Source organism: Bacillus sp. RZ2MS9, assembly GCF_001816185.2.
GTDB classification, from domain to species: Bacteria; Bacillota; Bacilli; order Bacillales; family Bacillaceae_G; genus Bacillus_A; species Bacillus_A cereus.
In genome coordinates, this window is the sequence record NZ_CP049978.1 from 2,644,478 (window position 1) to 2,670,738 (window position 26,261).

Consider the following 26,261-nt stretch of genomic DNA (forward strand, 5'->3'; position numbering starts at 1 on the left):
TCGCCTTTTCATTTTTTATAATTTGTAATCACAAATTGTTTGTATTGGATTTTGAAGAATCGTGTTGATTAACCCATGGATGTGATTTAATATTTCCTGTATTTTCTCTGCTTCATATACGGTTTGATCATATCCAAACTTTATTGTAAGTCTTTCTTCAGGGAAGCACATAATTCCATACTTTACATGTGGCTCATCAACAACTTCGTAATCCGTGATAGCAAAATGTCTGTTTTCATTTGAAGAAAAGATTGCTGGATTAGTTGGATAGTTTTCAAAAACCCAAAGATGGTCAGTCAACTCAGTTTTTAATTCACTTTGCTTTTGTATATCAACAAATGAATAGTATGCATACTCATTACATTTCAATGTCTCTAGTTGTACCTTTTGCAGGAAGTCCACAAAAGATTGCGTTTCTGTCCATGCTAATCGGATAGGCAAAACATTTGTGAACAGACCGAACATATTTTCAATTCCTTCTACTTCGGGAGGTCTGACTGATACTAGATTAGGCAATACTACTTCTCTCGTTCCGTTGAATTTGCCAAGCAATATTCCCCATACAGCTAGTAATGCCGTATTCATAGTTATATTATTTTTAGTTACAAATGTCTGTAACTGATTAGTCAAATCCTTGTCTAATGTTAAATCCATAAAAGTGAAGTTTAACCCTTCACTTTTAGATGGGACTTTCTTTTTAGGAATACTAATTTTCTGATTGTATCCTGATAAATAATCTCGCCAAAAATGACGTGCTTTCTCATGATCTTGTGCCAAAGTCCAATCTATAAATGTTTCAAAAGGTTTTACCATGGGTAACCCCGCCGTAGTTCCGGCATTTGTAGTTTCGTAGAGCTGGAATAATTCGTCTATCAAAATGCTGACGCTCCAACCATCACATAATAGATGATGGGAACTCCAAATTACTTTATGCTCGTTATTACCTAGTTGGAATATACAGAGACGTGTCATAAGTTCATCATTTTTAAATCCTCGACTTAAATTTTCATTCATCCACTGTTTTAGGAATTCTTGCTGTTCTTGTTTCGTCATCTCAATCAAGTTTTTTATTTCTGAATTTATTTGAACATCATATAGAACAGCTTGCCAAGGTTTTGCTTGTTCATCTTGCACAATTATTGTTCTTAAAGAATCATGACGATCAACTAATTGTTGGAAACACTGAATAAAGAGTTTAATATCCAGCTCCCCCTCAAGTGCCCAAATTGTTTGTTCAAAATATGCATTTGTATCAGGTTCATTCGTAGCATGCTCATAAATAACTTCCTGGAAAGGTGCTAACGGGTAAATACGTTCTATTTTTATATCCGGCATTTTTTCTTGTATTTTGTTAAGTGTATGTTGATTAAGTTGTTTATCTTTAACATTTAGTAATGTAGCTTTATTATCATTCATTATGTTTACATCATTTGTTTGTGAACTTGAAAACTGGTCTAGCTTTTTAACAAATTGAACCATGTCCCTTAATATAGGAAATGAAAATATATTTTTTGGTTCAAGCTCGAATCCTTGTCGATACAGTCTGACGGACACTTGAATCGCTTTTATCGAATCTCCACCTAAGGCGAAGAAATGATCATTTACTCCAACTTGATCTATTTTGAGTACTTCTTGCCAAATACTAGTTAATATTTTTTCCATTTCAGTTTTTGGGGCAATAAATACTTCATTTTTTTGTTTCTCCGGAGTAGGTAGCGCTTTTCTATCTAATTTCCCGTTTGGAGTCAGGGGTAATTGGTCCAAATAAACAAAATAAGAAGGAATCATATAATCTGGCAAGTGATCTCGCAAATGCTTTCGTAGTTCTGTTGTACTAATATTTTGCTCAGTTACCACATATGCAACTAAAAATTTTATTCCGTTCTCATCTGTTTGATCAATTACGACAGCATGTTCGACTTGTTTATAAGTTAGAAGACAATGAGAGATTTCTTCTAACTCTACTCGATATCCCTGAATTTTCACTTGGTAATCTTGTCGGCCTAAAAATTCAATATATCCCTCAGAATGCATTTTTCCACAATCTCCTGTTTTATATATAAGACCAAAATCAGGATGTGACACAAACGCTTCATTTGTTTTCTTTTCATCATTTAAATATCCTTTAGCAAGGCCCACTCCCCCGATATATAAATCTCCAATTACACCAACAGGGCACATTTTCTTTTCATAGTTCAACACATAATACGTTTGGTTTGCCAAGGGCATCCCATATGGAATACTATTCCAATGTGATTCCACCTGTTTGACCGGATAATAAATTGACCAAATCGATGCTTCTGTTGCCCCTCCTAGTGAAACTACTTCTGCAATTGGAAAATGTCTTTTTATTTTTTCTGGTAAAGAAAGCGGAATCCAATCTCCACTATGTAAAACTAAACGTAAAGAAGGATATTCAAAATGAGAACCTACTTGATCCAATGCCAAATCCATGATTGCAGGCACTGTATTCCAAATTGTAATCCCTCTACGTTCGACAGTGCGGATTAATTCTTGCATGTCTCTTGGATCACGAATCATTATTAACATTGCACCTGTGCTTAAAGCTCCGAAAATATCGTATACAGATAGGTCAAAACACATGGAAGAGATACCAATAATACGATCATCTTCATTCACCTCATATTTTTGATTTATGTCTTGAATAGTATTTGTAACCGCTTGGTGAGTAATAATTACTCCTTTTGGTTTTCCTGTACTTCCTGAAGTGTATATAATATAGGCAATATCTTCTGGACCAGCAATAGCGGGCATATCTTCTGTTGTATAAAATGACAAATGATTTTCTTCATAAAGACTAGGTTCTAATAAAAGCTTGCATGAGCTATTTTTTAAAATATATGTTTGGCGATCTAAAGGATGATCGGGATCAATCGGAACATAAGCGGCACCTGATTTTAAAATACCTAACATATTAACAATTGTGTCAACTCGCCTTTTTGCTAAAAGACCCACTTTGTCACCTAGACCAATACCTTGCTCTTTTAAGAAGTGGGCAATTTGATTAGAACGTTTATGAAGTTCCGAGTATGTTAACCATTCTTGTTCAAATACCACTGCTACTTCATCGGGTGTACGTTTTACTTGGTCTGTAAATAATTGATACAGAGTAGTTGAAGGTATTTTTTGTGTTGTTTCATTGTATTGCTTAATTAGAGTTCGATCCGATTCTATCATCTGCAAAGATGTTATATCGCTTTGTTTCACCAATTGTTCCAATAAGTCAACAAATTGGGAAAACATTGCTTCTATTACATCAACATCAAACAACTCTTCAACATAGTTCCAGCTAATTAATAACTCTCCATTTTTTTCAATTACTACATTATCCAAATACACTTGTGGAGTCCGAGCATGAATATAGCGAAGAGAACCAAGTTGTTCCCAAGAGAAAGCACCTGCACCTGCTAACATCGAGGTGAAAACGATTGGCATAACTGCTTTTGGCGTCATTTGATGATATCGAGTAAAATCTCGAATAAAGTTAACTCCATCGTAATGACGATGTTCAAGGCCATCTAATAAAGTAGCTTGCGTTTCTTTTACTCTAGTAAAGAAAGTTTGCTCTGGTTTTACATCAACATCCAATAAAATAAGTGATGTGAAATCTCCAACAATCTGTTCTACTTCATCATGAACAGGATAACGGTTAAATACAGTCAAGTTAATTGCTAATCGACGTTGATTACTCCAATATGCCAACACATCACCATATATTGTACAAAGTAGAGCGGAAGGCGTTACCTCTTTCTCTTGTGCTAACTTTCGTAGCTTTGTCCATTTTTTATTATCCAGGATTTTTGTAAGTGATTGGAATTTAGGAGTAGCAATCTCTGCTGGATCCTTTTTTAACAGCAAAGAAGGTGCAAACGGAAAGTCAGGAAGCTTACTTGTCCAATAATCTTTTGCTGTTTTATATTCTTCGCTTTGTTCCATTTCATCATAGATAAACATATAATCTTGAAAATCAAAAGATAAAGATTCTAATTTTTGATTTGGTTTATAATAATAATGCAACAAATCCTGTCCAACAATGTTCATGCTTGCTCCGTCCATTAATAAAGCATCGTATCGAAAACATAATAAATACGTGTCTTCTTTTAAAAGAAAAGCTTTCAATTCAAACAAAGGCCATTGCCCCAAAGGGAATACATGGTTAGTCATTCGAGAACGCTCTTCTTGTAAGCGAGCATGTTGATTCCTATCATCTAAATCTATGAGACTCACTATTTCAATCTCGTAATCAGGAACGCTTTGTAATATTTGCTGTTTTCCCTCTGGTAAAATTACAGCTCGCAACATTGGATGACGATGAATTACCTTTTGAAAACTTTTTGAAAGACGATTGATATCCAATGCTGTTTCATATTCAAAATATGTTTGAGGGGAAATACCACTTAATTCAAACTGTGAATTCCGTCCTATCATATACGCGGTCTGAACTTCTGTTAAGGAAAATGGCTTAGACAAATCTTTAACATGAGTTGGTCTACTTTCAAGGTTTTCCTCTTTATGCTCTAGCTTTACACAAGAACTCAATTGAGCGATTGTGGGGTGCTTAAAAAAATCTGTTGTACTTATTTTTAAGCCGTCTTTTCTTAATAAATTAATTACCTGAAGTGCTTTAATAGATTCTCCTTTTAATGCAAAAAAATTATCATGAATACCGATTCCCTCGATCTCCATAACTTTTTCCCATGCACGCACTAATTTTTGTTCAATTTCATTGCGCGGAGCAACGTATGGAATTGATACATAATCTATTTGTGTTATATCCAACAATCTTTTTCTATCCACTTTTCCATTTGGATTCAATGGAATCTCTTCTACCTGAATCATTTTTTCAGGAATCATAAACTCAGGTAATTTATCACTTAAATATTTTCTGATTTCATCAAAAGACACCTTGTTATCCGATACATAGTAGGCAGCTAATAATTTCCTATTTCCATACACTTGATCAACAACGATAGCCTGGTTTATTTCTGGATATTCCCTTAATTGAGTTTCGATTTCTCTTAATTCAATCCGATACCCCCGAATTTTCACTTGATGATCCATTCTACCTAAATATTCAAGTTCTCCATTAGGCAACCAACGAACGAGATCACCTGTATGATACATCATTTCCCCTGCCGCAAAAGGACTCGGTACAAACTTTTCATCTGTCAGTTTATTTTTACCAAGATACCCTCGTGCTACCGCTACGCCAGCAATGCAGAGTTCACCGGGAATTCCAAATGGTTTTAATTGGCCATACTTATTCAATATATAGGAATGATAATTCGGGTTAGGTTTGCCAATCGTAACTTCTTTGGAAGTGCTCAAGTCTTTTACTGTTGCGCAAATGGTTGTTTCTGTGGGACCATAAATATTTAAAATTGTTGCTTCACTGATACAACGAATTTTTTCAACCAAATCAATGGAAAATGATTCTCCTGCTAATAAAATAGATTTTAAATCTTTTAGAAAAATCGCCCATTCTGGATCACTCAAAATCACTTCCATTCGCGATGGCGTTGATTCCCATAAATCCACCTTATGTTTTTTGACCAAATGAGCCAATTCTTTTGTTGCAAACTGGTCCTCTGTAGCAATTACTACTTTTGAACCTTGCGTTAAAGGAAGACATATTTCTAACAAGGAAATATCAAAAGATACACTAGCAAGAAACAAGAATGATTGATTAGCTTTTACTTTTTCTCTCATTACATTTAAAAAATGAACTAGCGATTTTTGTTCTATCATTACCCCTTTTGGATTTCCTGTCGATCCTGATGTGTAAATAACATAAGCTAAATCATTAGGATTATGTTCTCGTACTAAATTACTTTCTTCACCTTGAAAAAGATATTCTTTATCAAGATACAGTACTTCACCTGCAAATTGTGGCAATACTTCCTCTGTTCGCTTACTAAGTAAATATTTTGCTTGACTATCTTGTAACATATATTCAATTCGTTCAGTTGGGTAGTTAGGGTCTATTGGTAAATAGGCTGCTCCTGCTTTTAAAATCCCCATCATACCAATAACCATTTCTAATGACCGATTTACCATAACGCCAATAATACTTTCTTTTGAAACACCTTTACTTTGAAGAATAGAAGCCAATTGATTCGCTTTCTTATTCAATTCTCTATATGTCAAAGATTGATCATTACAAACAACAGCAATTTGATCTGGAGTTTTTAATACTTGCGCTTCAAACAAATCTTGAAATGATTGAAACAAGTCTATGCCTGTTTGAAAAGTATTCAATCCTTCTAACAACTCTTTTTCTTCTTCTGCAATAATACAAATATCTTTCAATGCCAAATTCGGATTTTGTGAAACTTGCTTTAAAACATAACAATACGAATTGGCAAACTGTTGCAAAGAAGAGAATGAACGGGACTTGCAAGAAATTTGAAATTCAAATTCATTATGTATTTCATTCCATTTTCTTCGTATCCATAGGGCTAAATTATTCTCTGCGTATTCTTCTAGCGAATTTTCATTATGTAATCCTTCCATCCCGATTACAATTTGAAAAGGAGTTAAATTGTGTTTAACTAATAATTCAGAGAGCGGATACTCCTGATTTTCATACCCGAATAAAGTCGTTTGTTCAATCTCATTTACTAATTGTTTAAAGGTGTGATGCGGCTGGATTTCACTTCCTAAAGGAATCAACTTATTAAGATTCTCACTTTGTTCAAGATTCTTTTCAATTATAGGAATACCAATAGTAATTCTTTCTTGATCTGTATAATGTGCCAAACAAACCCTTAAAGCGGCTTGAAACCAGCTAAATAATAATAAATCTTGAGACTTACTTATTTTTTGTATACTTTTACTAAATTCTACATTCACTATGACTTGAACGTATTCACAAGGTGTTTCTTTATTTAGTTGGTAATCGCTATTAAATTTAAATACAGAAAAATCGAGAATCTCGGAAGATAATTGCTCCTTCCAAAACGCTTCTACTTCTTTATTTTCATGAATCGAACTTCGATCTTTAATGTGCATTTTTATCTTTATCCCCCCTAATATTCATTTCTTCTACTCGTTAATTTTCAAGCCAACTTCAAGCCCATGGAGAAACACTTGATGACTATCCAAACATAAAAATTGCTGAATATCTTCAAATTTCATATGACCAACTGAACAAATCCCTAAATTTAATGTCTCAGCAACCATATTTAAGGTAGCAGTGATAATGCCTGACTCAATACAAGCAAATAAATATCCATCTGAACCGTATTTCGGGATGGAAGCGTTCGCATTATAAACCAAATAAACTGAGAAGGCAGATTGAGTAAATAAATCCTGATTAATTAACTCATGATCACTTTTGATTACTTGATCAATATTGTTTACAATCACAAGACTATTTTTTGATGGGTTATAATAATAAAATCCAGCTTTCATATCCTCTATACGTTTTGGTTTTACATAAACAAAGATATCAATGGGATAGAGCCCGCCTGCACTTGCGTAATGATAGTATATTTTTTCTTCCCTAACCTGTTTTAGAGTTGATAAGAATCGGGAAAATTCCGAAAAACTAATATGTTTTTCCATATCAAATTGACGACAAGACCTACGTTCCTTGATTATAGTAGGTAGCTCATTTGTTGTTTCAAGTTGAATTTCGGTCGACCGTGCAGCAACGTGCGTGCGATTTAATTGTTCACTCATATACTTATCTAACTTTTCTTTAGAAAAGCGAATCTGGTTGCTATATGGATTTGAAAAAATCTTTTCTTGTGAAGAAAATACTTCTCTTGGGTGTAATATGTTACTTACTAACACACGATTTTTTATCATGAGCTCTATGTTTTTGTGTGTCTCTTCTACATTTCCTAACGAAAAGCGCTCTACTAGTTCACTAATTTTCACACCTTTTTGAGCCATAAAATAAAAATCTGGAAACCACTCAGACAGAATACCTGTAAATCTCATTTCCCCTATCAAAACTTCATTATGCAACTTCTCCCAATGCTTAATCGGAGACCAGTAATAAATTTTCTCGCTCATATAACCCTCCATAAACGTTTAACTTATTTTTGAAATGCAATTTTCTAATTTACAAAAATTTTTTCGGATTCTGCTCCTTGTCTCATAGTGATTATAAATACATGCACTTTAACGAAACTTGAAAATAATGAAATAACTTTTTCTTCATTAAAATTTTTTATTTCATCATAAAAAATGATTTCTTTTTGGATATTTCACATCCTTTCCCATAGTAATCCTATAAGGTATAAACCATTTATAACATTGAGAATATTCATGTATTTCCAATGTGAAATTATTGTAATGGATTGGAGAGCGGTTGAATATAGTTATTAAATCAAATAATGTTGAGAAAGTTTTATTTATTATATCGATAAAATTTTATGATGTAATTTATTACAAATAGATTAAGAAAAGAGTTTTAAATTTTTCTTAATCAGTTAGTGTGAAAATATCACATACTATTACATACAATCGAGTTACTTACATTTCATATTCAAAATAGAGAAAAGACACCTTGAATGGTGTCTTTTCTCTATTTTAATTCCATATACTTTTTACGCCTTTGTTATTTTTAAACGATTTGTAGGAATTAATACAAATCGAACATCTAGTTCGTTATATGTTCGAATATATAATAAACATTATATGAATTACGAATGTATTTCAGGTAATTTTATAAATAAACTCAAAGATATCTTCTCCTCCTACTGTCACAAAAGAAATAATCTATTGCTTATTTCTTTTATTAAATTGTAATATAATTACAGTATGTGAAATTATATTACATTAACTTTAAAAACGAAGTGAGAATAATCTTCACTTCGCTTTTTTTATTTGCAATCCTTGTTAAATTTGCTCAATGCAGTATTTATTTCCACATTCTTCGCTTTTATTTAATCGGTTTCTCTGTTTTTAAGACAAATGAACTTAATGCAGGAACTTTAATTTTATTGTCATGGACAACATAAAGTGGTTTACTTCCCGCCTGCTTGCTGTCTACTAGTACTTTCCAAGGCCCTTTCGATGGAAGTGTTATTTCAACAGCTTCTCTATTTGCATTGTGAGCCACTGTAAAGTATTCATTTTTATTCCCCTCTATTGTATAAGCTATAGTATTTTTCGGAGCATCAATAAATGATACGTGTGTTTTTATTTGCTCTGCAGATGTCATTCGAAAAGCTGAGTACTTTTTGCGTAATTCTATTAAACCCTTCATATAATCTACTTCATTATTAAACGTTGCACGGCGCAACCAATCCATCTGGTTAATTAAATCTGGAGATTTGTAACTATTATGATCACCATATTTCGTCCGCATAAACTCTTGTCCTGCATGTAAGAAGGGAATTCCTTGTGATGTTAATAAAATTGAAGAAGACAATTTGTGCATTTGTTTTCGCAATTCTTCACTGTCACCTGGATTAGTTAACTCAAGTTTATCCCATAATGTATGATTGTCATGTGCTTCCACATAAGTTAATACCTGTTCCGGATCTTGATAGGTAGACGAATTTGTATCGTAGTCAATACCTGCTGTAATGCCTTTTTTAATACGATCTTCCATGTTTTGCTTTCCATTTACAAAACCATTTTCCTTTTCCTCAAATACACTACCTTTCAACCCATCACGTATATTATCGTTAAAATGAGCAATCCCTTTCATTTTCTCTGCATTTTTTTGATTTGCTTTCAGCTCAGCTGCAAGAGGTGTATTTAAATCCCATCCTTCTCCGTGTAGTATAATAGAAGGGTCAATTTGATTAACAGCTTTACGTATTTCATTCATCGTTTCATAATCATGAATACCCATTAAATCAAAACGGAATCCATCTAAATTGTATTCTTTTGCCCAATATGTTACGGAATCTATCATAAATTTCCTCATCATTTTTCTTTCTGAAGCAGTATCATTTCCTACTCCAGTTCCATTTGCAAATGTTCCATCTTCATTGTAACGATAATAATAACCTGGAACTAACTTATGAAAATTAGATTCAGCAGCATTATACATATGGTTATATACTACATCCATCACTACTCGAAGATTATTATCATGTAGTGTTTGAACCATTTGCTTTAATTCAGTTATTCGAACAGTTGGCTCATAAGGATTTGTAGAATAGGAGCCTTCTGGAACGTTGAAATTTTTAGGATCATATCCCCAGTTATATTGCGGTTCATTTAAAGTCTCTTCATTTACTGAAGCATAATCAAATATCGGTAAAAACTGAACGTGAGTAACACCAAGCTCCTTTATATGATCAAGTCCTGTTTTTACACCTCCTGGCCCTTTTGTTCCTTTTTCTGTTACACCTAAATACTTCCCTTTCTGTTTAATACCACTTTCAGGTTGAATGGAAAGATCGCGTACATGTAACTCATAAATAATAGCATCTTCCGGATTTTTAAATTTTGGCTTTTTGTTTGCTTTCCATTTTTTCGGATTTGTTTCTTCTAAATTAACGACTGCACCTTTATCGCCATTTACAGAAGCAGCACGCACATATGGATCAACCGCTTCAGCCCACTTATCACCAATTTTGACCTTATACGTATAAAAGAGCCCTTTTTGGTTCCCCTTTAGTTCTGCTGTCCAAGTTCCCTTTTCACCTTGTTGCATGTTTATTTCAGCACCTATTTTATCGTTCCAGTTTTTATATGTAACTAACTTCGCTTCGCTTGCAGTAGGAGCCCATAAACGGAACTTTGTATGTTGCGGAGTATATGTATTTCCTAAATCGTTGCCACCATAATAAAATAAATTATCAAATTCTTCGCTACGAATGACTTTACCAATTTCAGTATTCGTATCAGCTAAGTTTTCAATTTTAACTTTGTATGTTTGTTTTAAATCAATTTTCTGTTCCGTAATTATTTTAACCTTATTAGTAATATCTCCACTGTTTGTATCATAAGGAGTAATATTTTTAATTTTAATGCCTTCAATTTCAATTTTCTTTTCCTTAATATGAAACGGGACATTAGTCGTTACAGTAATTTCATTGAAACTATCAATAGTTGCTTTTTGAATTGAGAGATCCGATGAAGGCTTAGAGTTATATACTTTTTCATCACCCGAAAGAATCCATACTTCAGCACGACCGTCCTTTATATTTTCAATCCAACGATCCCCACCATCTTTTTCCCATTCATTTGTTCGAACTATAAATCCTACACGATTATAGTCACCGTCTATTTTTATCTTAGCGTATTTTCCAAATTCATCTTCACCAGTAAATTCATAAGATGTACCATTTGCATTTTCTCCCCATAACCAAAGATTCCAGTCTTTTGTATTTCCAAGCTTTTCTTTGTAATGAATGATAATTTCAGTTGTTTTCGAATTTGAAACTGCCTTCACACTCTGAAAAGAGAAAACAGATGATAACATAATGATTAAAGTAAGTAATAAAACTGTTTTGTTAATTAATCTTTTTGTAATTTGCACCACATACACCCTTTCTTCAAATATTACTAACGATTTATTATGCTTTCACTGAATAAAACTGCTTAAATTTATCTAGAAATCTCTTTAACTTCACCTCCATATTGGCTATTTTCACGTATGTATTTCAATGACCTTTTAATACGAAAGCGTTTGCATTAACGCTTAAAAAAATAGATTTGTTTATGCCTTCATATATTTGTAAATACTAAAAGATCAGGGAAATCATTTTAAAGCAATCGTTTGTTATCGCTTTCATTTTATAGACTTTCTATCAAGAGGTCAATATATTATTAATTTTCTGTTTTTATACACTTTAAACCTTATTGATTTGTCACTACTTCTTAAAGAGAAAGCGCCTCATTATTGCTTAGTCAGTTTATTTTCAATAATACATTGCTACGTAAAAAAACAGCTAATATCCTTAAAATGACATTAGCTGTTTTTTCATAATGTATTAATATATGAATGAGAACTATATTTCTAAATTACTTAATTTTTGCTGCATCAAATGCTTTTTGAACTGCTTGAACTTCAGCTGTATTCGCACCATATTTATTAGTTGCCACTCGAATACATGCTGATCTCAATTCTTTGAAATTAGAAGTCATGTTTAACTCATCTGTATTTGCATAATAGAAAATATCAAACATTTTATCTTCACCAATTCCTTTAACAGTTACTCCGTTATGAGTTCCGCCTTTCGCAATGAGATACGCAACTTTATTAATAATACTTGAATTAAAATGAACACCGCCTTGATCCCATCCATTAAAATCGTTAAATTCACTGTAATCATCTGGATAAGGTACTCCAAGTGAAGATGGAACAGAAGCTGGGTTTTCCATATCACGGAAAACAGATCCCGTTTGTTCTCCCATTGTCCAGTTGAATTTTCCATTATTTACGTATTTCTCAATAGATGTTCCCATAATATCAGATAATGCCTCATTAATCGCACCGGATTCTCCGTAATATTCAAGATTAGATTCGCTAGAAGTAACAGCGTGTGTAAATTCATGTCCAGCTACGTCATATGCTTTAACAATAGGATCGCCATATACAAGCATACTTCCATTATTAGCACTTAATGCATTCTGCCAATTTTTCGGATCATTCGTCTCTTCAGAATCCCAAGCGTGTACAACTGAAACTACTTTTTGTCCTTTATTATCAAAGCTATTACGCTTGTATTTATCTTTATAAAAATCAAATACTTTTGTTGCTAAGTAATGAGCACTTACTGCTTTCGGATCGTTAAATGTTGCCGAAGTACTAGTCGCTAATGTACCAGGATAATAGCTTTCTTCTTTAGTAATATCTCTGTAATTCACATCATATGTTTCAATGCCTTGCCCTCTTGTATAATCAGCAAGAGCATATTTGCCATTACTTTGTTTAGAGATACCAAATGAACGAGAAATACCTAAATCATCTTTTCCTGTTCCAGTTAATGATGTAAGACTGCTTTGTTTACTTTTCTTTAAAGCTCCAACTAGTTTGTCACTGGCTTTTAAGTTAGATTCTTGTACCATATTTTTTAACATATCACCATTTTGTGCATTTACTAAATAAGTACCAGAAACATAGTTTGGTGTTGCAGCTTCAAAGGTAACTTGGTATGCATTTTTAGCTTGTCCATTATTTTCATCAACAAAAATAACCTCTTTAACTTCCGGCTCAGAAATAAACTTGAGATCGTTTCCGTACTTCGTATAAATAAATTGTTTTGCTTCATCTTTTGATAGATTAATAGGTTTTTTCAATTCTTCTTGTTTTAAATTTTGTGCGCTATCACCTGAAACACTTTTAATAACACCATTATTATCTACGTGTGCAGTTAATTGATGTCCATATACTTCTTTTCCTTCGTATGTTTGTTGCATACGCACAAGTGTAGTTCCATCATACGAACCACGTTTTTGAAGAACTTTATAATCTACTCCTGCTTCTCCATTGACTTGTTTTTGGGACAGAGCTTGCTCTGTTTTCTCCTTAAGTGCATCCTTTACTACATTTTCTGGTGCCTTTTGTGACGGTTGTGTAAGTTCACCCGAACGGAACGATTCCTCTTGAATTTGGGCTTGTAGTTGATCTGTTTCCTCTGCATGACCTACGCCATATGGTGCCACAGCTGTTAAAGCTAATCCTGTTGTTAATGCTACCTTAGTTAATGTCTTTTTGTTTTTCATTATTTCACCTCGTATAATTTTTGAAATAGAAAGCTTGTACAAAGTATACTGTCTATTTCTGTCGAAAAAAAGAGAAAATACGAAATTTATGTAACATTATGCAAAATTACATAAATTGTGGTCAATATTATAAATAATGAACGGAACACATATGTACATTAATTTGAATAAAAGAGAATCCTTATAGACGCTCATCCAATTGGTTAGTTATTAATTATCTATATTCATTCTAATAAAAGTATACTTACATCTAAATAACAACATAAAAACCCACTCTTTACTATTGTAAGAGTGGGTTTCATACTATTAAAATAACAATCACTATAAGAAACCTTATAATTTATATTTTTTTAGTAATCCTATTAAGTTTTTTATAAAATTCACCTTTTGTCTTTGCATGATTAAACTCATTTGGATTAATATTTGCTTTTTGTGAGAGTGCTACAATTTCTTCTTTTGAAATTGAGTCTTTCGTATTTATAGATGCTATATTTGTGTATTTTCCGTCTTCTGTTTTTGGAATTTCTAAAATCCCTTTATTCACGAGATCAACTACAGCCTTATGCTCTGAAGAATGTAAATCTACACCAGTAATTTTCCAATTACGCATAACTTTTGGAGTGTATACACCATTCTTTACCTCTTTTAAATATGTAATAGCAAGGTTACGAATGGTTCCGCCTGTTTCTCCAAATGCATTCTCTTGTTTAGATGACCAAATTTGTTCAAACTTACGCCCCTCTAAAGCTCCCCCTTTTGCCTGAAGAGCCTCCATTCTATATGCATTCATTCCCAGCGTCATAACATCGCTCGTTTTGATTGGTTTGTTTGTACGAATAGAGCGTAAATTTGTAATTCTACTTCCATATGGTTTTGTTAAGTCAATTTCGTATTTTACTCCTCCAAAGAAATCGTTCGTACTGTATTTAGATGCACGGCGGGTTTTATCAAAGCTAACGGTTACATCTCCGGCACGAGATGAGTTAAAATATCCTGCTGCCCATTCCATATAGTCTTTTAAATCTTTTCCAGAAATCTTATATACTGTAATTTCTCCCAAGGCATATTGGTAATTGTACGCAATATCTTTTTTCTTAATAGGACCTATATCCAAACGGGCATAATCATTATCAATTTGATGGGCTACTACATCTGCTTTACTGTAGTAGAGCATGACTTCATGAAAGAAATCTGATAAAGGTGTTTCTTGAATCTGAACACTTGGAATACCCTTTATTTCATTTTCAGGAACAAGATTTCTACCCTTTAATTGAGCGACTACAACATTTGCATCTCCTCTCGCATATTCATGAAAAGGTGTTAATGTTTCTTCAAGTGTAGGATCAGATAATATCGTTGTTCCATCAGCATTTTTTACAGGTATAGCGGTAGCAGTTTTATTTTTTAAAGTCAACTTCCCATCTTGCTTTGTAAAAGTAAGGTCAATACGTGAAATATGTGTTCCATATTTATCTGGTTCTGTAATAATTACGCCATTTACAACTTCTTTTTTTACAAGTTTATGCATGTGAGCCGCAAAAATAGCGCTTAGTTCCGGACAAGCATTTGCAATATCTTGAACACCAGTACCAGGGATACCATTCTCATTTTCTAATCCCATATGCATAACTCCTACCATTACATCTACTTTACCTTCTAATTCCTTAATTGCCTTTTTCGTCTCTTCTACCGGATTTTTCACCACTAAACCATCTAAGTGATCTGTCCCTTTTTCAAAATCACTAATCATTGGTGTATTCATACCAATAATCCCAACTTTAATTCCACCTTTTTCTACAATTGTATATGCAGGAAGAAAGCGCTCTCCATTTTCCTTATAAATATTTCCTGCTAACGTTTTTCCCTTATATTGCTCACTAACTTTTTTCAATGTATCTAATCCAAAATTGAATTCATGATTTCCAAATGCCCAGGCGTCATATCCCATTGTATTCATCGCTACCATCATTGGCGATTGTGGTTTATCGTTGAATAATTCTACTGAGTTTCCTTGAATTGTATCCCCAGCATCTACTAATATGGTATTTGGATTTTCTTGACGGACCTTCTTTATAACCGTATAAAGCTGCGTCAAACTTCCACTCATATTTGCTCCATCAAGCGCATAATCCCAAGGCATAAATCTACCATGAATATCTGCAGTACCTAACAATGTGATATTAACTTCAGATTCCTCAGCCTTAGAGATAGGTGGTTTGACTATTACTGCTGTTCCAAGCAGTAATAGAATTACAAAGTAACATACATAGTTCTTCCATTTCATTTTTTGCATAATAATAATATTTCTCCCCTTTTTGTACTTTCATAAAGTTGCTTGAACTTTAAAAATGTAACTTATTATTCAGGAAACTTCAACTACAAAAGATAATTTTGAAGGTGGTTCTGTTGCAAAATAAAGAGAATAAATTGCATACATCCCCTAACAGAATTGTATTTTATCGTTTCCTGACAGAATACCCCTTCCTTAAGCGTGTGAAGAGTACTTTCAAAATAAGGACATATCATTCATCATCATAAAATCATTATTTCAATTTACTAAAATTCGCATATAAAATATGTTATGATGATTATTTTTTTGAATTTCATTGTCGAAGTATTTCCTTCTCAATGAAAATACTTCCAAAAAAATAACCCCGCTCTTCATTTAAGACGGGGTTACACTTATACAGAAAATCGGATAGTTTCATATTTTCTTAAGCTTATTGGTTACTTTCAACTAATTTCATTCTATTTTTGTTTTCTTCTGAATCAATATGAATCAACCGTTTTCCCTGTTTATAATACGCATCAATAAATAGGGAATGATTTTTACTTTTCAATTTCACAAAGTAATTTTATCTCTTTTATTTGTGAAATATGACGCTGTTCATGTAAATAAATCAGTTCTATCCACTGATCAAGGGATAATTCTCCAAGAGCTGGATGCATCACTGCTTTTTTCGCTAATATAGACTCATCTTCTATTGTACTCAGGAAACGCATCAATTCTTTTCTTGATTCGTTTAGCATATTGAGCATTTGCTCCACTTCAAATGGTTCTATACTTGGTTCAATCATTTCTGGAGCTATAAACTTTTTCGTTCTATCTAATAAAATAGTGTGAATTTCTTTACGCTCATTTTGGGTACTATCTAACTTTTTTAATCCTGATGAAATAACTGTTATAACTCTCTCATCTAATAAAACTAAATGATGACAAACTTGTGCAATACTCCATTTATCCTTATCTGGTTTCCTATTAAATTGAGCATCACTCAACAAATTAATTTCCTCAACTAATTGATCTCTCGTTTCATAAAACTTGTCATTTACAAATGTATCCATGTGGATTCTCCTTTCATTGCAACCTACATACTTAAATTCCTACGCTAGAAATATTATCTTCAAAAAAAGTTTTTCTTTCACTACTATTCCAATTTCATTTTAAAGCTACAAATGAAATTATTTGTTTTTTATATCTTTTTAATTGGCACAAATAAATTAACCTTTAACTTTCCGTCTAGATCTTCAGCAACATTATTTAAGCAAAACTCTAAATTATCTCTATCATAATCTGCATCATACTCACTATTTGGTAGCCACTCTGCATACATGTATTGATACGCTTCACTTAATTTATGAGGTTCATCATAGAACTGGTATAGACCATATGTACCTCCATCTAATCTTTTAAATTGCACCTCATGATGCTTTTCTTTATCGAAGTTTTCAGGAATCGTAACACATGCATCATGCCGGCACTTATGACTTGCAACAAGTTCAGGATTATCTAATGATATTCCGATAAATGATTGCTCTGGTGGATAAAGTTTATTTTCAATTGACCAATTCAGTAACTTTCCCCAGTGATCTTGTGGTTCAAAGTAGCTACCAGTTCGTCTTATATATGCTACTTCTAATGGTGGAAATTTTTTTATAAAAACTTTCATTTACATCTTCTCCCCTATAAATATGTACACTGTTTATTTAGCTTTCTTTAAATATTTATTCCTTCTTAAATAAAAAGAATCCTCTAATCACATGAATTTTAATTGAAATACAATTGATTACTATTACTACTACTAAAGTAGTATGTACTTTCATACTTTTATTTGATTTTAAATTCTTTTTAAATCGATATATTAATTGTAAGAAAATAAAAAGGTGGAGGATTTTAATTGATTAAAGGAATATACGAAGCGCATTTACCAGTATAATGTCCTATCAATTTATCATTAAATAAATGTAAAAAATGACCCTATTTATTCATTTTTAATGCGTATGTATGTACATTTGTTAATTTATTCGATATATTATGGGTATTGAATGATTACGTGAAGTGTATAGGTCGCTTATATAACACCTTATATTTTTATATCCGTGAAAACTACAAAGTGTATGAAAATCCATTTGTCAAATGAATTTAGTGCGGAAGGAGGTTTGTGGTTACTTCATAGGGTATAATAATCAGTTTTTTACTGATAAAAATATAGGAGGCGACATAATGTTTCGTACGATTTCAAATTTCATGAGAGTAGCTGAGATAAGAAGGAAAATCCTTTTTACACTAGCGATGTTAATCGTTTTTCGAATTGGCACGTTTATTCCAGTTCCTCATACTAACGCAGAGGTATTAAAAGTACAAGATCAAGCTAACGTTCTAGGTATGTTAAACGTATTTGGCGGAGGAGCATTGCAACACTTCTCAATCTTTGCTGTAGGTATTACACCATATATTACAGCTTCCATCATAGTGCAGTTACTACAAATGGATGTTATACCTAAATTTTCGGAATGGGCAAAGCAAGGAGAAATGGGCCGTAAGAAATCAGCTCAATTCACTCGATACTTTACAATCATTCTCGCATTCATACAGGCCATCGGAATGTCTTATGGCTTTAATAATATAGCAGGTGGACAATTAATAACAGATCAAAGCTGGACTACATACTTATTTATTGCGACAGTTTTAACTGCAGGTACTGCATTTTTACTTTGGTTAGGCGAACAAATTACCGCTAACGGAGTTGGTAATGGTATTTCGATGATTATCTTCGCAGGTCTCGTTGCCGCCATTCCAAATGTTGCAAATCAAATTTATTTACAACAATTCCAAAATGCTGGCGATCAGCTATTTATGCACATAATAAAAATTGTTTTAATTGGACTCGTAATTTTAGCGATAGTTGTTGGTGTTATTTACATTCAACAAGCTGTACGTAAAATACCGATCCAATATGCAAAAGCTGTTTCAGGAAACAATCAATATCAAGGAGCAAAAAACACTCATTTACCGCTTAAAGTAAATAGTGCTGGTGTTATACCAGTTATCTTTGCTTCTGCATTTTTAATGACGCCGCGTACAATTGCGCAGCTCTTCCCTGATTCAAGCGTATCAAAATGGTTAGTTGCAAATCTTGATTTCGCACATCCAATTGGAATGACACTTTATGTCGGTCTTATCGTTGCTTTCACATACTTCTACGCATTTATTCAAGTAAATCCTGAACAAATGGCTGAGAATTTGAAAAAGCAAAATGGATATGTTCCTGGTATTCGTCCTGGTAAAGCAACTGAACAATATGTAACTAAAATTCTATACCGTTTAACATTTATCGGTGCAATTTTCTTAGGTGCTATTTCTATATTACCGCTCGTATTCACGAAAATTGCTACGTTACCACCTTCTGCTCAAATTGGTGGTACAAGCTTACTTATCATTGTCGGTGTAGCACTAGAAACTATGAAGACGTTAGAAAGCCAGCTTGTAAAACGTCATTATAAAGGCTTTATTAAAAAAGTGAATTAATTATTAAAAACACAGTTGGTTATTTTTCCAACTGTGTTTTTGATTTTATCAGTCCTGTAACATACAGGGCTATTGCTTTATTAAATTACATCTCCTTCTCTAATAACCGCCCTTTTTTGAAATAAGTCCGTAGTGTTGAACGATTGGCCAAAAATACACCAATCAATATAAGACAAGCCCCCATTCCCATTGTAGGATTTAAAGGTTCTCCTAAAATGATATATCCCACAATTATTGCAATTAATGGTGATACATATAACCACGTCGATGGAAATACTGGATTTGTTTTTGATAAGAGCCAGTAATATAATCCGTGTCCACCAATCGATCCGATAAATATGAGATATAAAATAGGCCATTGCACACTCCATGAAGTTAATACGGTTACATTTGGTTGTTCTACAATAATAGATGCGATTAGTAGTAAAATCCCTCCATAAAACATTTGAATACCGTTAATAAGAAATGGTGATACATTTGATAAATCTGACAGTATTTCTTTCGAACGAATAGAGCCTATTCCGTAAAATAACTCCCCTATAACTAACACAATACAAGCAATACTCCATATGAAACTTACTTGTTGATGCATTCCTGGTAAAGAAACAAATATAACACCTGCTAGTGCAATAACTAAAGCAACGAGTTGTTCCATTTGTAATTTCTCCCTATTCCTCTTTGCTTGTATTAATAAAATCATCATTGGTCCCGTAGCAGAAAGAACAGCAGCTAATCCCGAAGAAATATATTGTTCTGACCAATATAAACTTGCGAATGTCATAAATGTTAAACAAAATCCAGCATACATAATGCGTTTTGAAAATATATGTGGCATAATTTCTTTTCGCTTTAATTTAAAAATAATCATAAGGATTATGCCCGCTAAAAAGAAGCGAATTCCTGCTGAAAACAACGGTGGCGCCCCTGCTTCAATTCCAATTTTTATCGTTAAAAATGTTGTCCCGAAAATAATACATACTAAAATGTAATTAAAAATGACCATTTTGCTTCCTCCTTTTTACTCTTAGAATGAGTATAGAGGCTATGGTGTATAACAGTGTATCGGTACATATAACAGTTACTTCAAGTTGTAGTTGATTCCCTATATATTTTTCGCTTTAATTAAGTTAAAAAGAAAAATAGGTGAACCTATGAAAATTGTATTGCGTAAAGAAACAAACATACCGTATTACAAGCAAATATATATGCAAATTGTTGACAGAATACAAAGTGGTATGCTTTCACATGGTGAATCTCTTCCTTCTTTACGTTGTATGGCCACAGATTTACAAATCAATGTATTAACAGTTCGTAAAGCGTATAAACAGTTAGAAACGAAAGGGTATATACGCATCGAACAAGGAAAAGGTGCTTACATATATAAACGGGTAAAGAAAGATTTCAAACCAATTCCGTATAAATGGCAACAAATGAAAACGATTAATGTTATGCGTTCTCAATATGCAATGAATAAGCACCGTAAATATTATAATTTTTCACAAGCAATTCTGTATCCTCGTCTGTTACCAAATCCATTTTTGGCAGATGAAATGCATAAATTGCTGGATAAAAATCCGATGTTGTTAGCAACTTATGGGCCAGTTCAAGGCGATTATGAATTGCGAGTTGAAATAGCAAATTACTTAAATGAACACCAGAAATTAGTGACAGACCCATCTCAATTATTAATTACAAGCGGCGCACAACAAGGAATTGATTTAATTGCTCAAACATTATTAAAACCTGGAGATATTGTATTAGTAGAAAGTCCATGTTACAGTGCTGCGCTTGATATTTTCATCAATAAAGGTGTTCAAATCATTCCCGTTTCTCTTGATAATCATGGAGTTCGCTCCGACTTAATTGATGATATTTGTCAAAGTAAAAATCCCGTTTTATTGTATACGAATCCCACCTTCCAGAATCCGACAGGTACAGTAATGAGTAAAGAACGAAGAATGGAACTTATAGAACTATCGGAGTTATATCAATTTTTTATTATTGAAGATGATTCTTTCGGAGAAATATATTTTGAGGATGCTATAATCCCGCCCCCAATCAAAAGTTTTGATAAGGATGGCCACGTAATATATATAAAAGGATTTAGTAAAACGTTAGCACCAGGACTGCGTATCGCGGCACTTATTGCCGATGGTCCTATTTTTGAATGGCTATATGCAGTAAAAGGTTCAATGGATATCGGTAGTCCTTTATTAACACAGAAGGCACTTCTACCGTTTTTACGTGCAGAACGTATGAAAAACCATTTAGAAAAATTACGTACAGCTTTACAAATGAGACGTGATTTAACAATTGATATATTATCGCCATTAAAAGAACTACACTTTGAAATACCAAATGGAGGTTTTAATTTATGGGTGACACTACCTGATTCGATAGATCCCTTTACCTTATTACAAAAAGCAAATGAAGTAGATGTCTCTTTTTTACCAGGAACAGCTTGTCTATTAAATTACGAAACAAATGATAACCAATTAAGAATTAGCTATTCAATGTTAAACGAGAAAGATATGGAAATTGGATTAGAAAAATTACACGATACAATACGAAACAGTATTTGTTAGAAGTAATATCACAATAGCTAACAATAAATAATACCTGAAAATGAAAATGTATAGTATGGGATATTATTTATTGTTGAGCTTTTTCGTTATTCTGAACAACCGGTTTTAAAACTTGTCTTTCTTTTAATTCTTCAACAATACCATATTGATCAATAACAATTGCTTTCATTTCCTCTCCTCCTTGCTGTTTATTTTAATAACATACAATTATTTCTCAAAATTTTTTGCCTTGAATTAACATATAATTATTTTTGGGGGTAATTATGCAAGAAGCATTATAAAGTGAAACTTTAATCAACCCTCGCCAATCGGGCTTTTCCGGGAAGTTGGTCCCCTCCCAACTTCTTTACTTTCCCGGAATTTTGAAATGGGACTCTTACTGCCCGGAAAATAGCGGGATAAATTCCAATACGAATCTTACACACATCTTAGAATCATCCAAAATTGTTTTATTAATTAAATTCAAAAGAAATGAGGCTAACTATATGAGTGAAAAGATATTTAAAATAAACGGAATTGATATATGTACAGAAAGCTTTGGGAACCCTAAGAACCCTGCTATTTTATTAATTATGGGCGCTACATGTTCCATGGTTTATTGGGATGAAGAGTTTTGTGAGCTGTTGGCTAGTACGGGGAAGTTTGTTATTCGCTTTGATAACCGTGATGTTGGGCGCTCTGTTGCCTATGAACCTAGAACTTCCAATTACACAGTAACAGATATGGCTGAAGATGCAATTGGAGTACTAGATGCTTATCATATTGATAAAGCTCACCTATTTGGCATGTCATTAGGTGGTATGATTGCTCAAATTGCCGCTGTAAAACATCCCGAAAGAATTTTGACGCTAACTTTACTAGCGACTAGTGTAATAGGATCTGATGACAATACTCGCGATTTACCTCCAATGGATGAAAGGATTTTAACACATCATGTAAATGGCACAAGTATAGATTGGGCAAATAAAAATGATGTGGCAGAGTATTTAGTTTCAGGATCTCGTCTATTATGTGGATCAGAACGAATATTTGATGAAAATAGAGTTTATAAACAAGTAAAACAAGAAATAGAACGCGCAAACAATTTATTAAGTATGTTTAATCACGCTTTACTTCAAGGTGATGATGCATATGAAGGTGTACTTCAATCCATACAAGCACCTACATTAGTTATTCACGGAACAGACGATACAGCACTACCATTTGAACATGGCCTCGCACTAATTGATGAAATTCCAAACTCAGTACTATTAACCCTTAAAGGGGCAGGCCATGAAAACCATCCAGATGACTGGGAAAGCATAATTAATGCTGTTTCTAAACATACATCTAAAATTTAGATAAATAACTAATGGAAGGGTCACAAATTGTATTGTGCCCCTTCCATTTACAAACAAAACCCCATCACTGTATTCGTATGTATAGTGATGGGGACTTCTTATATTTTTCTATGTTTAAAAAAATGGACAATCTAATTGATCAACAGATTCCCATAATTTTTTTTTTGCATTTTCAGTGGATGTATTTGTGTCTAGTGTCATGTTTTTAAAAGGGTTTACTTCGACTTTTAATAAGGATGAAGGCTCCACATATAATGAGAAAACATGGCTGCTTGGTAAAGCTTTAGAAACATCAATATCTCCTACTTGTTTAAATAGTTGCTGCGCAGCAAAGAAGAAGAAATTAGTTGGATTTGATTGTTTATTCAGCCACGCAAGCATTTCAGGTGATACCGATTTATGAATATTGATTTTTACTCGATCACCACGTTTATATCGCCTAGATCGCATACTTCCACCAACTAACTTATCGTTAAGTTTGTAAATCCTAACTCTTTTTGCTTATGCTCTCTATATTTTGGCGAACAAGTATAGACTAATAATCCTCGTGCATTTGTAAATAACGGATTATCTACAAAGATTACATTTTTGAGTCGTCCTTTTTGCTTTAAAATCATTTTTAAACTGTTTTTAATAATTACTGCACCCCCGCCATAAATAAACACGTATGGATCGTCTTTCATATCATCAATTTTATTTATAATATCTGTTGCAACACGCGCTGCTAAACCTAATAGCGCTGGCTGTGATTCCTCAACTAATAATGTATTTCTCGGATGCTTATCATTTAAATAAATTTGATTGAATTCTGTAATGCTATCAATCGTTTTAGTTGGATACTTCCGGTTCCATCTCGTAATGATTTGTAGTAACGTCTCTTTTACACCATAAGATAAACCTTTACTTAGTTGCGGACGGAAATTCACCCCTAATGAAACGACTTCTTCTGTCGTCCCTGCGCCAATATCAAAAGAGAGTAGAGTTTTATCTACAAAATCAATTTCAGAAACTTGATTTTGCTCACATTCTATTTTATGTTTCACAACATTTCCTTCTTCATCGTATACAATGCCCCACGTCCCAGAAGCACCCTCAGGTAGGCATTTACAATACTCAATTGAAACATTAATTGTCACATCGCGTCCGTTCGGATAATGGAAAATAACCTTATGATTTCCCATATAACGTTTTGCATTTTCAGCAGCTATTTCTTGTGTAATAAGCTGCATAGGAAGAGCGACAGATAAATCATAACGAATATTAATATGGCTAGAAGTTGGACTTTGACGCATAGCGCTTACCGCCAAACCTGATAGTATTGTAATAACCATTAACTCATCCGTTGACTTATTTGATTTCTTCTCTACCTCAGTACCTTTTAATTGATCTTGAATGACTTTTTCTCCAACGATGTATCGTACATTATTTAGCATTAACGATGGCGAACTTATAGTCACATCAATGTGGTTTTCTAATTCAGATAATGAAACATCTACCTCATCTAAGAGTCCTGTAGGCTCACCTATATATAAAGAATAAATACTCGGAATAAAAATAGGGTCTTGCCCTTTCACCATTAACTTCAAACCGTTGTTTCCTGCATCTGCACCAGCTTTTAAAAGTATAGACATAACTACCCCCTAAATTAATCTGACATCCCTTCCAAATATATGCGAGCCCATTCTTTTACATTCAAATGTATTGTAATTTTTTATTTATCATAGAACTAAAATATTACATACTTACATATTTCGTGTAAAAAGTATTTGACATGATACTTTTCCAATTTTATACTTATATTTGTAAAGAGTTTTTTACAATCGAGGGGGCAATTATTTATTGAATACTAAAAAAACTATTTTTATAATCATTGTTTTAGCATTAATTGCAATACTAGTACATGGCACATATAAATACATAACTGAAGGTTCTATTTTGGGTGGTACGATTTTTGCAATTTCGTTAATACTTAGTAATTTAATTAATTACATTACTTGGGGAGATCCCCACGGTGTATCAGAAGAAAGTCAAGATGAAATGGGACAACAAATTACATATAAAAGCTTTAAAATTGCATATTTTGTGCTTGTAATTGTAATGTTCCTTATATTAATCTTCTCTGAAGGATTTTCTATGGGGGCTAATTTAGATGGAGTAAAAAACCTCCCTCTGTTCATCGCAATTTGCTCTTCCTTCTTTATTTATCCTATTGTCGAACTCGTAGTTGCAAAACAATATAAATAAAAAGATGAGGTTTTCTACATGTAGAAAACCTCATCTTTTTATATTTACATACCCTCTACAATTGCTTTTAATTTGTTCACAGTCCGCCAATTCCTAACTGTAGCTGGTGTATGTAACTTCTGAAACTGGTTCATTAATTTAGAATTTCGAATGCTATTTTTGAAAAACAAATAAACGACTTTCTCATCTATATAGCAATCTTCAAGTTCACTTTTAAATATAAGCAATTGACTACTCTCTTCTTCAGAAAGTACATTCGCTAAAAAAGCAACATGAACACTTTCTCCTTCTAACAATGAATGAACTTCATACGGACATTGCTTAATAATATTTATAAATTCATCATGTGTTCTTAGCATGACTGGAACATCGAAATCAAATTCATTTTTTATTTCCGTTTGTATTCGGTCTTTTAGAAAGTTTATATCTTCCTCAGATTCGAACACGATATTACCACTTTGTATATACGTTTTCACTTGTTTTAACCCTATTGATTCAAACACTCGTTTTAACTCAGCCATTTTGATTACTTTATGTCCACCGACATTGATTCCTCTTAGTAATGCAATATAAAGTGTCATACTATTCCCCCCACAATAAAATGAACTTATCAATTGAATC

The 26,261-nt window shown here is 33.0% G+C and carries 15 protein-coding genes; 4 read left to right on the plus strand and 11 right to left on the minus strand.

What is annotated here, in order from left to right; translation table 11 throughout:
* Window positions 1–15: 15 nt before the first annotated feature.
* The 7 genes from BHV55_RS13535 to BHV55_RS13565 all read right to left on the minus strand — a co-directional run bounded on the left by BHV55_RS13535 (window position 16) and on the right by BHV55_RS13565 (window position 17,612).
* Window positions 16–7,032, minus strand: a complete 7,017-nt coding sequence (locus BHV55_RS13535) for a non-ribosomal peptide synthetase (RefSeq protein ID WP_070757842.1) — start codon at window positions 7,030–7,032, stop codon at window positions 16–18.
* Window positions 7,033–7,065: 33 nt separating this feature from the next.
* Window positions 7,066–8,043 carry a SagB/ThcOx family dehydrogenase gene (locus BHV55_RS13540; RefSeq protein ID WP_070757844.1) on the minus strand — a complete coding sequence of 326 codons (978 nt, stop codon included), beginning with the start codon at window positions 8,041–8,043 and terminating at the stop codon, window positions 7,066–7,068.
* An 871-nt stretch (window positions 8,044–8,914) separates the two neighbouring features.
* A complete protein-coding gene (pulA, locus tag BHV55_RS13545) occupies window positions 8,915–11,473 on the minus strand; it encodes a type I pullulanase (protein ID WP_070757846.1) in 2,559 nt (852 codons plus the stop codon).
* A gap of 485 nt (window positions 11,474–11,958) precedes the next feature.
* Window positions 11,959–13,662, minus strand: coding sequence for a M4 family metallopeptidase (locus BHV55_RS13550; protein ID WP_070757848.1), 1,704 nt, complete (start codon window positions 13,660–13,662; stop codon window positions 11,959–11,961).
* A gap of 340 nt (window positions 13,663–14,002) precedes the next feature.
* On the minus strand, window positions 14,003–15,955 hold the full coding sequence (locus BHV55_RS13555; RefSeq protein ID WP_001171076.1) for a bifunctional metallophosphatase/5'-nucleotidase: 1,953 nt from the start codon (window positions 15,953–15,955) through the stop codon (window positions 14,003–14,005).
* A 536-nt stretch (window positions 15,956–16,491) separates the two neighbouring features.
* Window positions 16,492–17,007: a DinB family protein gene (locus tag BHV55_RS13560; RefSeq protein WP_000379370.1), complete on the minus strand. Its 516-nt coding sequence runs from the start codon at window positions 17,005–17,007 to the stop codon at window positions 16,492–16,494.
* A 128-nt stretch (window positions 17,008–17,135) separates the two neighbouring features.
* Window positions 17,136–17,612, minus strand: a complete 477-nt coding sequence (locus tag BHV55_RS13565; RefSeq protein WP_070757850.1) for an AraC family transcriptional regulator — start codon at window positions 17,610–17,612, stop codon at window positions 17,136–17,138.
* Window positions 17,613–18,166: 554 nt separating this feature from the next.
* Between BHV55_RS13565 and secY the strand changes: the two genes are divergently transcribed.
* Window positions 18,167–19,471 carry a preprotein translocase subunit SecY gene (gene secY / locus BHV55_RS13570; protein ID WP_000490135.1) on the plus strand — a complete coding sequence of 435 codons (1,305 nt, stop codon included), beginning with the start codon at window positions 18,167–18,169 and terminating at the stop codon, window positions 19,469–19,471.
* A gap of 85 nt (window positions 19,472–19,556) precedes the next feature.
* On the opposite strand, the gene BHV55_RS13575 is transcribed toward secY, so the two are convergent.
* Window positions 19,557–20,474, minus strand: a complete 918-nt coding sequence (locus tag BHV55_RS13575) for a DMT family transporter (RefSeq protein ID WP_070757852.1) — start codon at window positions 20,472–20,474, stop codon at window positions 19,557–19,559.
* A gap of 148 nt (window positions 20,475–20,622) precedes the next feature.
* On the opposite strand from BHV55_RS13575, the gene pdxR reads away from it, so the two are divergent.
* Both pdxR and mleBCA read left to right on the plus strand, forming a co-directional pair.
* Complete coding sequence (gene pdxR, locus BHV55_RS13580) at window positions 20,623–22,056, plus strand: MocR-like pyridoxine biosynthesis transcription factor PdxR (RefSeq protein ID WP_000706791.1); 1,434 nt, start codon at window positions 20,623–20,625, stop codon at window positions 22,054–22,056.
* Window positions 22,057–22,541: 485 nt separating this feature from the next.
* The gene (gene mleBCA, locus BHV55_RS13585; protein WP_001290770.1) at window positions 22,542–23,396 is read left to right on the plus strand and encodes a BCA family alpha/beta fold macrolide esterase; all 855 of its coding nucleotides are present in this window, start codon (window positions 22,542–22,544) and stop codon (window positions 23,394–23,396) included.
* A 114-nt stretch (window positions 23,397–23,510) separates the two neighbouring features.
* Here mleBCA and BHV55_RS13590 read toward each other — a convergent pair whose 3' ends face one another.
* Together BHV55_RS13590 and BHV55_RS13595 are read right to left on the minus strand one after the other, a co-directional pair.
* Complete coding sequence (locus BHV55_RS13590) at window positions 23,511–23,846, minus strand: hypothetical protein (protein WP_001257760.1); 336 nt, start codon at window positions 23,844–23,846, stop codon at window positions 23,511–23,513.
* An 11-nt stretch (window positions 23,847–23,857) separates the two neighbouring features.
* On the minus strand, window positions 23,858–25,027 hold the full coding sequence (locus BHV55_RS13595; protein WP_000025622.1) for a ParM/StbA family protein: 1,170 nt from the start codon (window positions 25,025–25,027) through the stop codon (window positions 23,858–23,860).
* 208 nt (window positions 25,028–25,235) lie between these two features.
* Between BHV55_RS13595 and BHV55_RS13600 the strand changes: the two genes are divergently transcribed.
* Window positions 25,236–25,640 carry a hypothetical protein gene (locus tag BHV55_RS13600; protein ID WP_001093143.1) on the plus strand — a complete coding sequence of 135 codons (405 nt, stop codon included), beginning with the start codon at window positions 25,236–25,238 and terminating at the stop codon, window positions 25,638–25,640.
* A gap of 44 nt (window positions 25,641–25,684) precedes the next feature.
* On the opposite strand, the gene BHV55_RS13605 is transcribed toward BHV55_RS13600, so the two are convergent.
* Window positions 25,685–26,221, minus strand: coding sequence for a DUF1697 domain-containing protein (locus BHV55_RS13605; RefSeq protein ID WP_000177395.1), 537 nt, complete (start codon window positions 26,219–26,221; stop codon window positions 25,685–25,687).
* Between the last annotated feature and the right edge of the window lie 40 nt (window positions 26,222–26,261).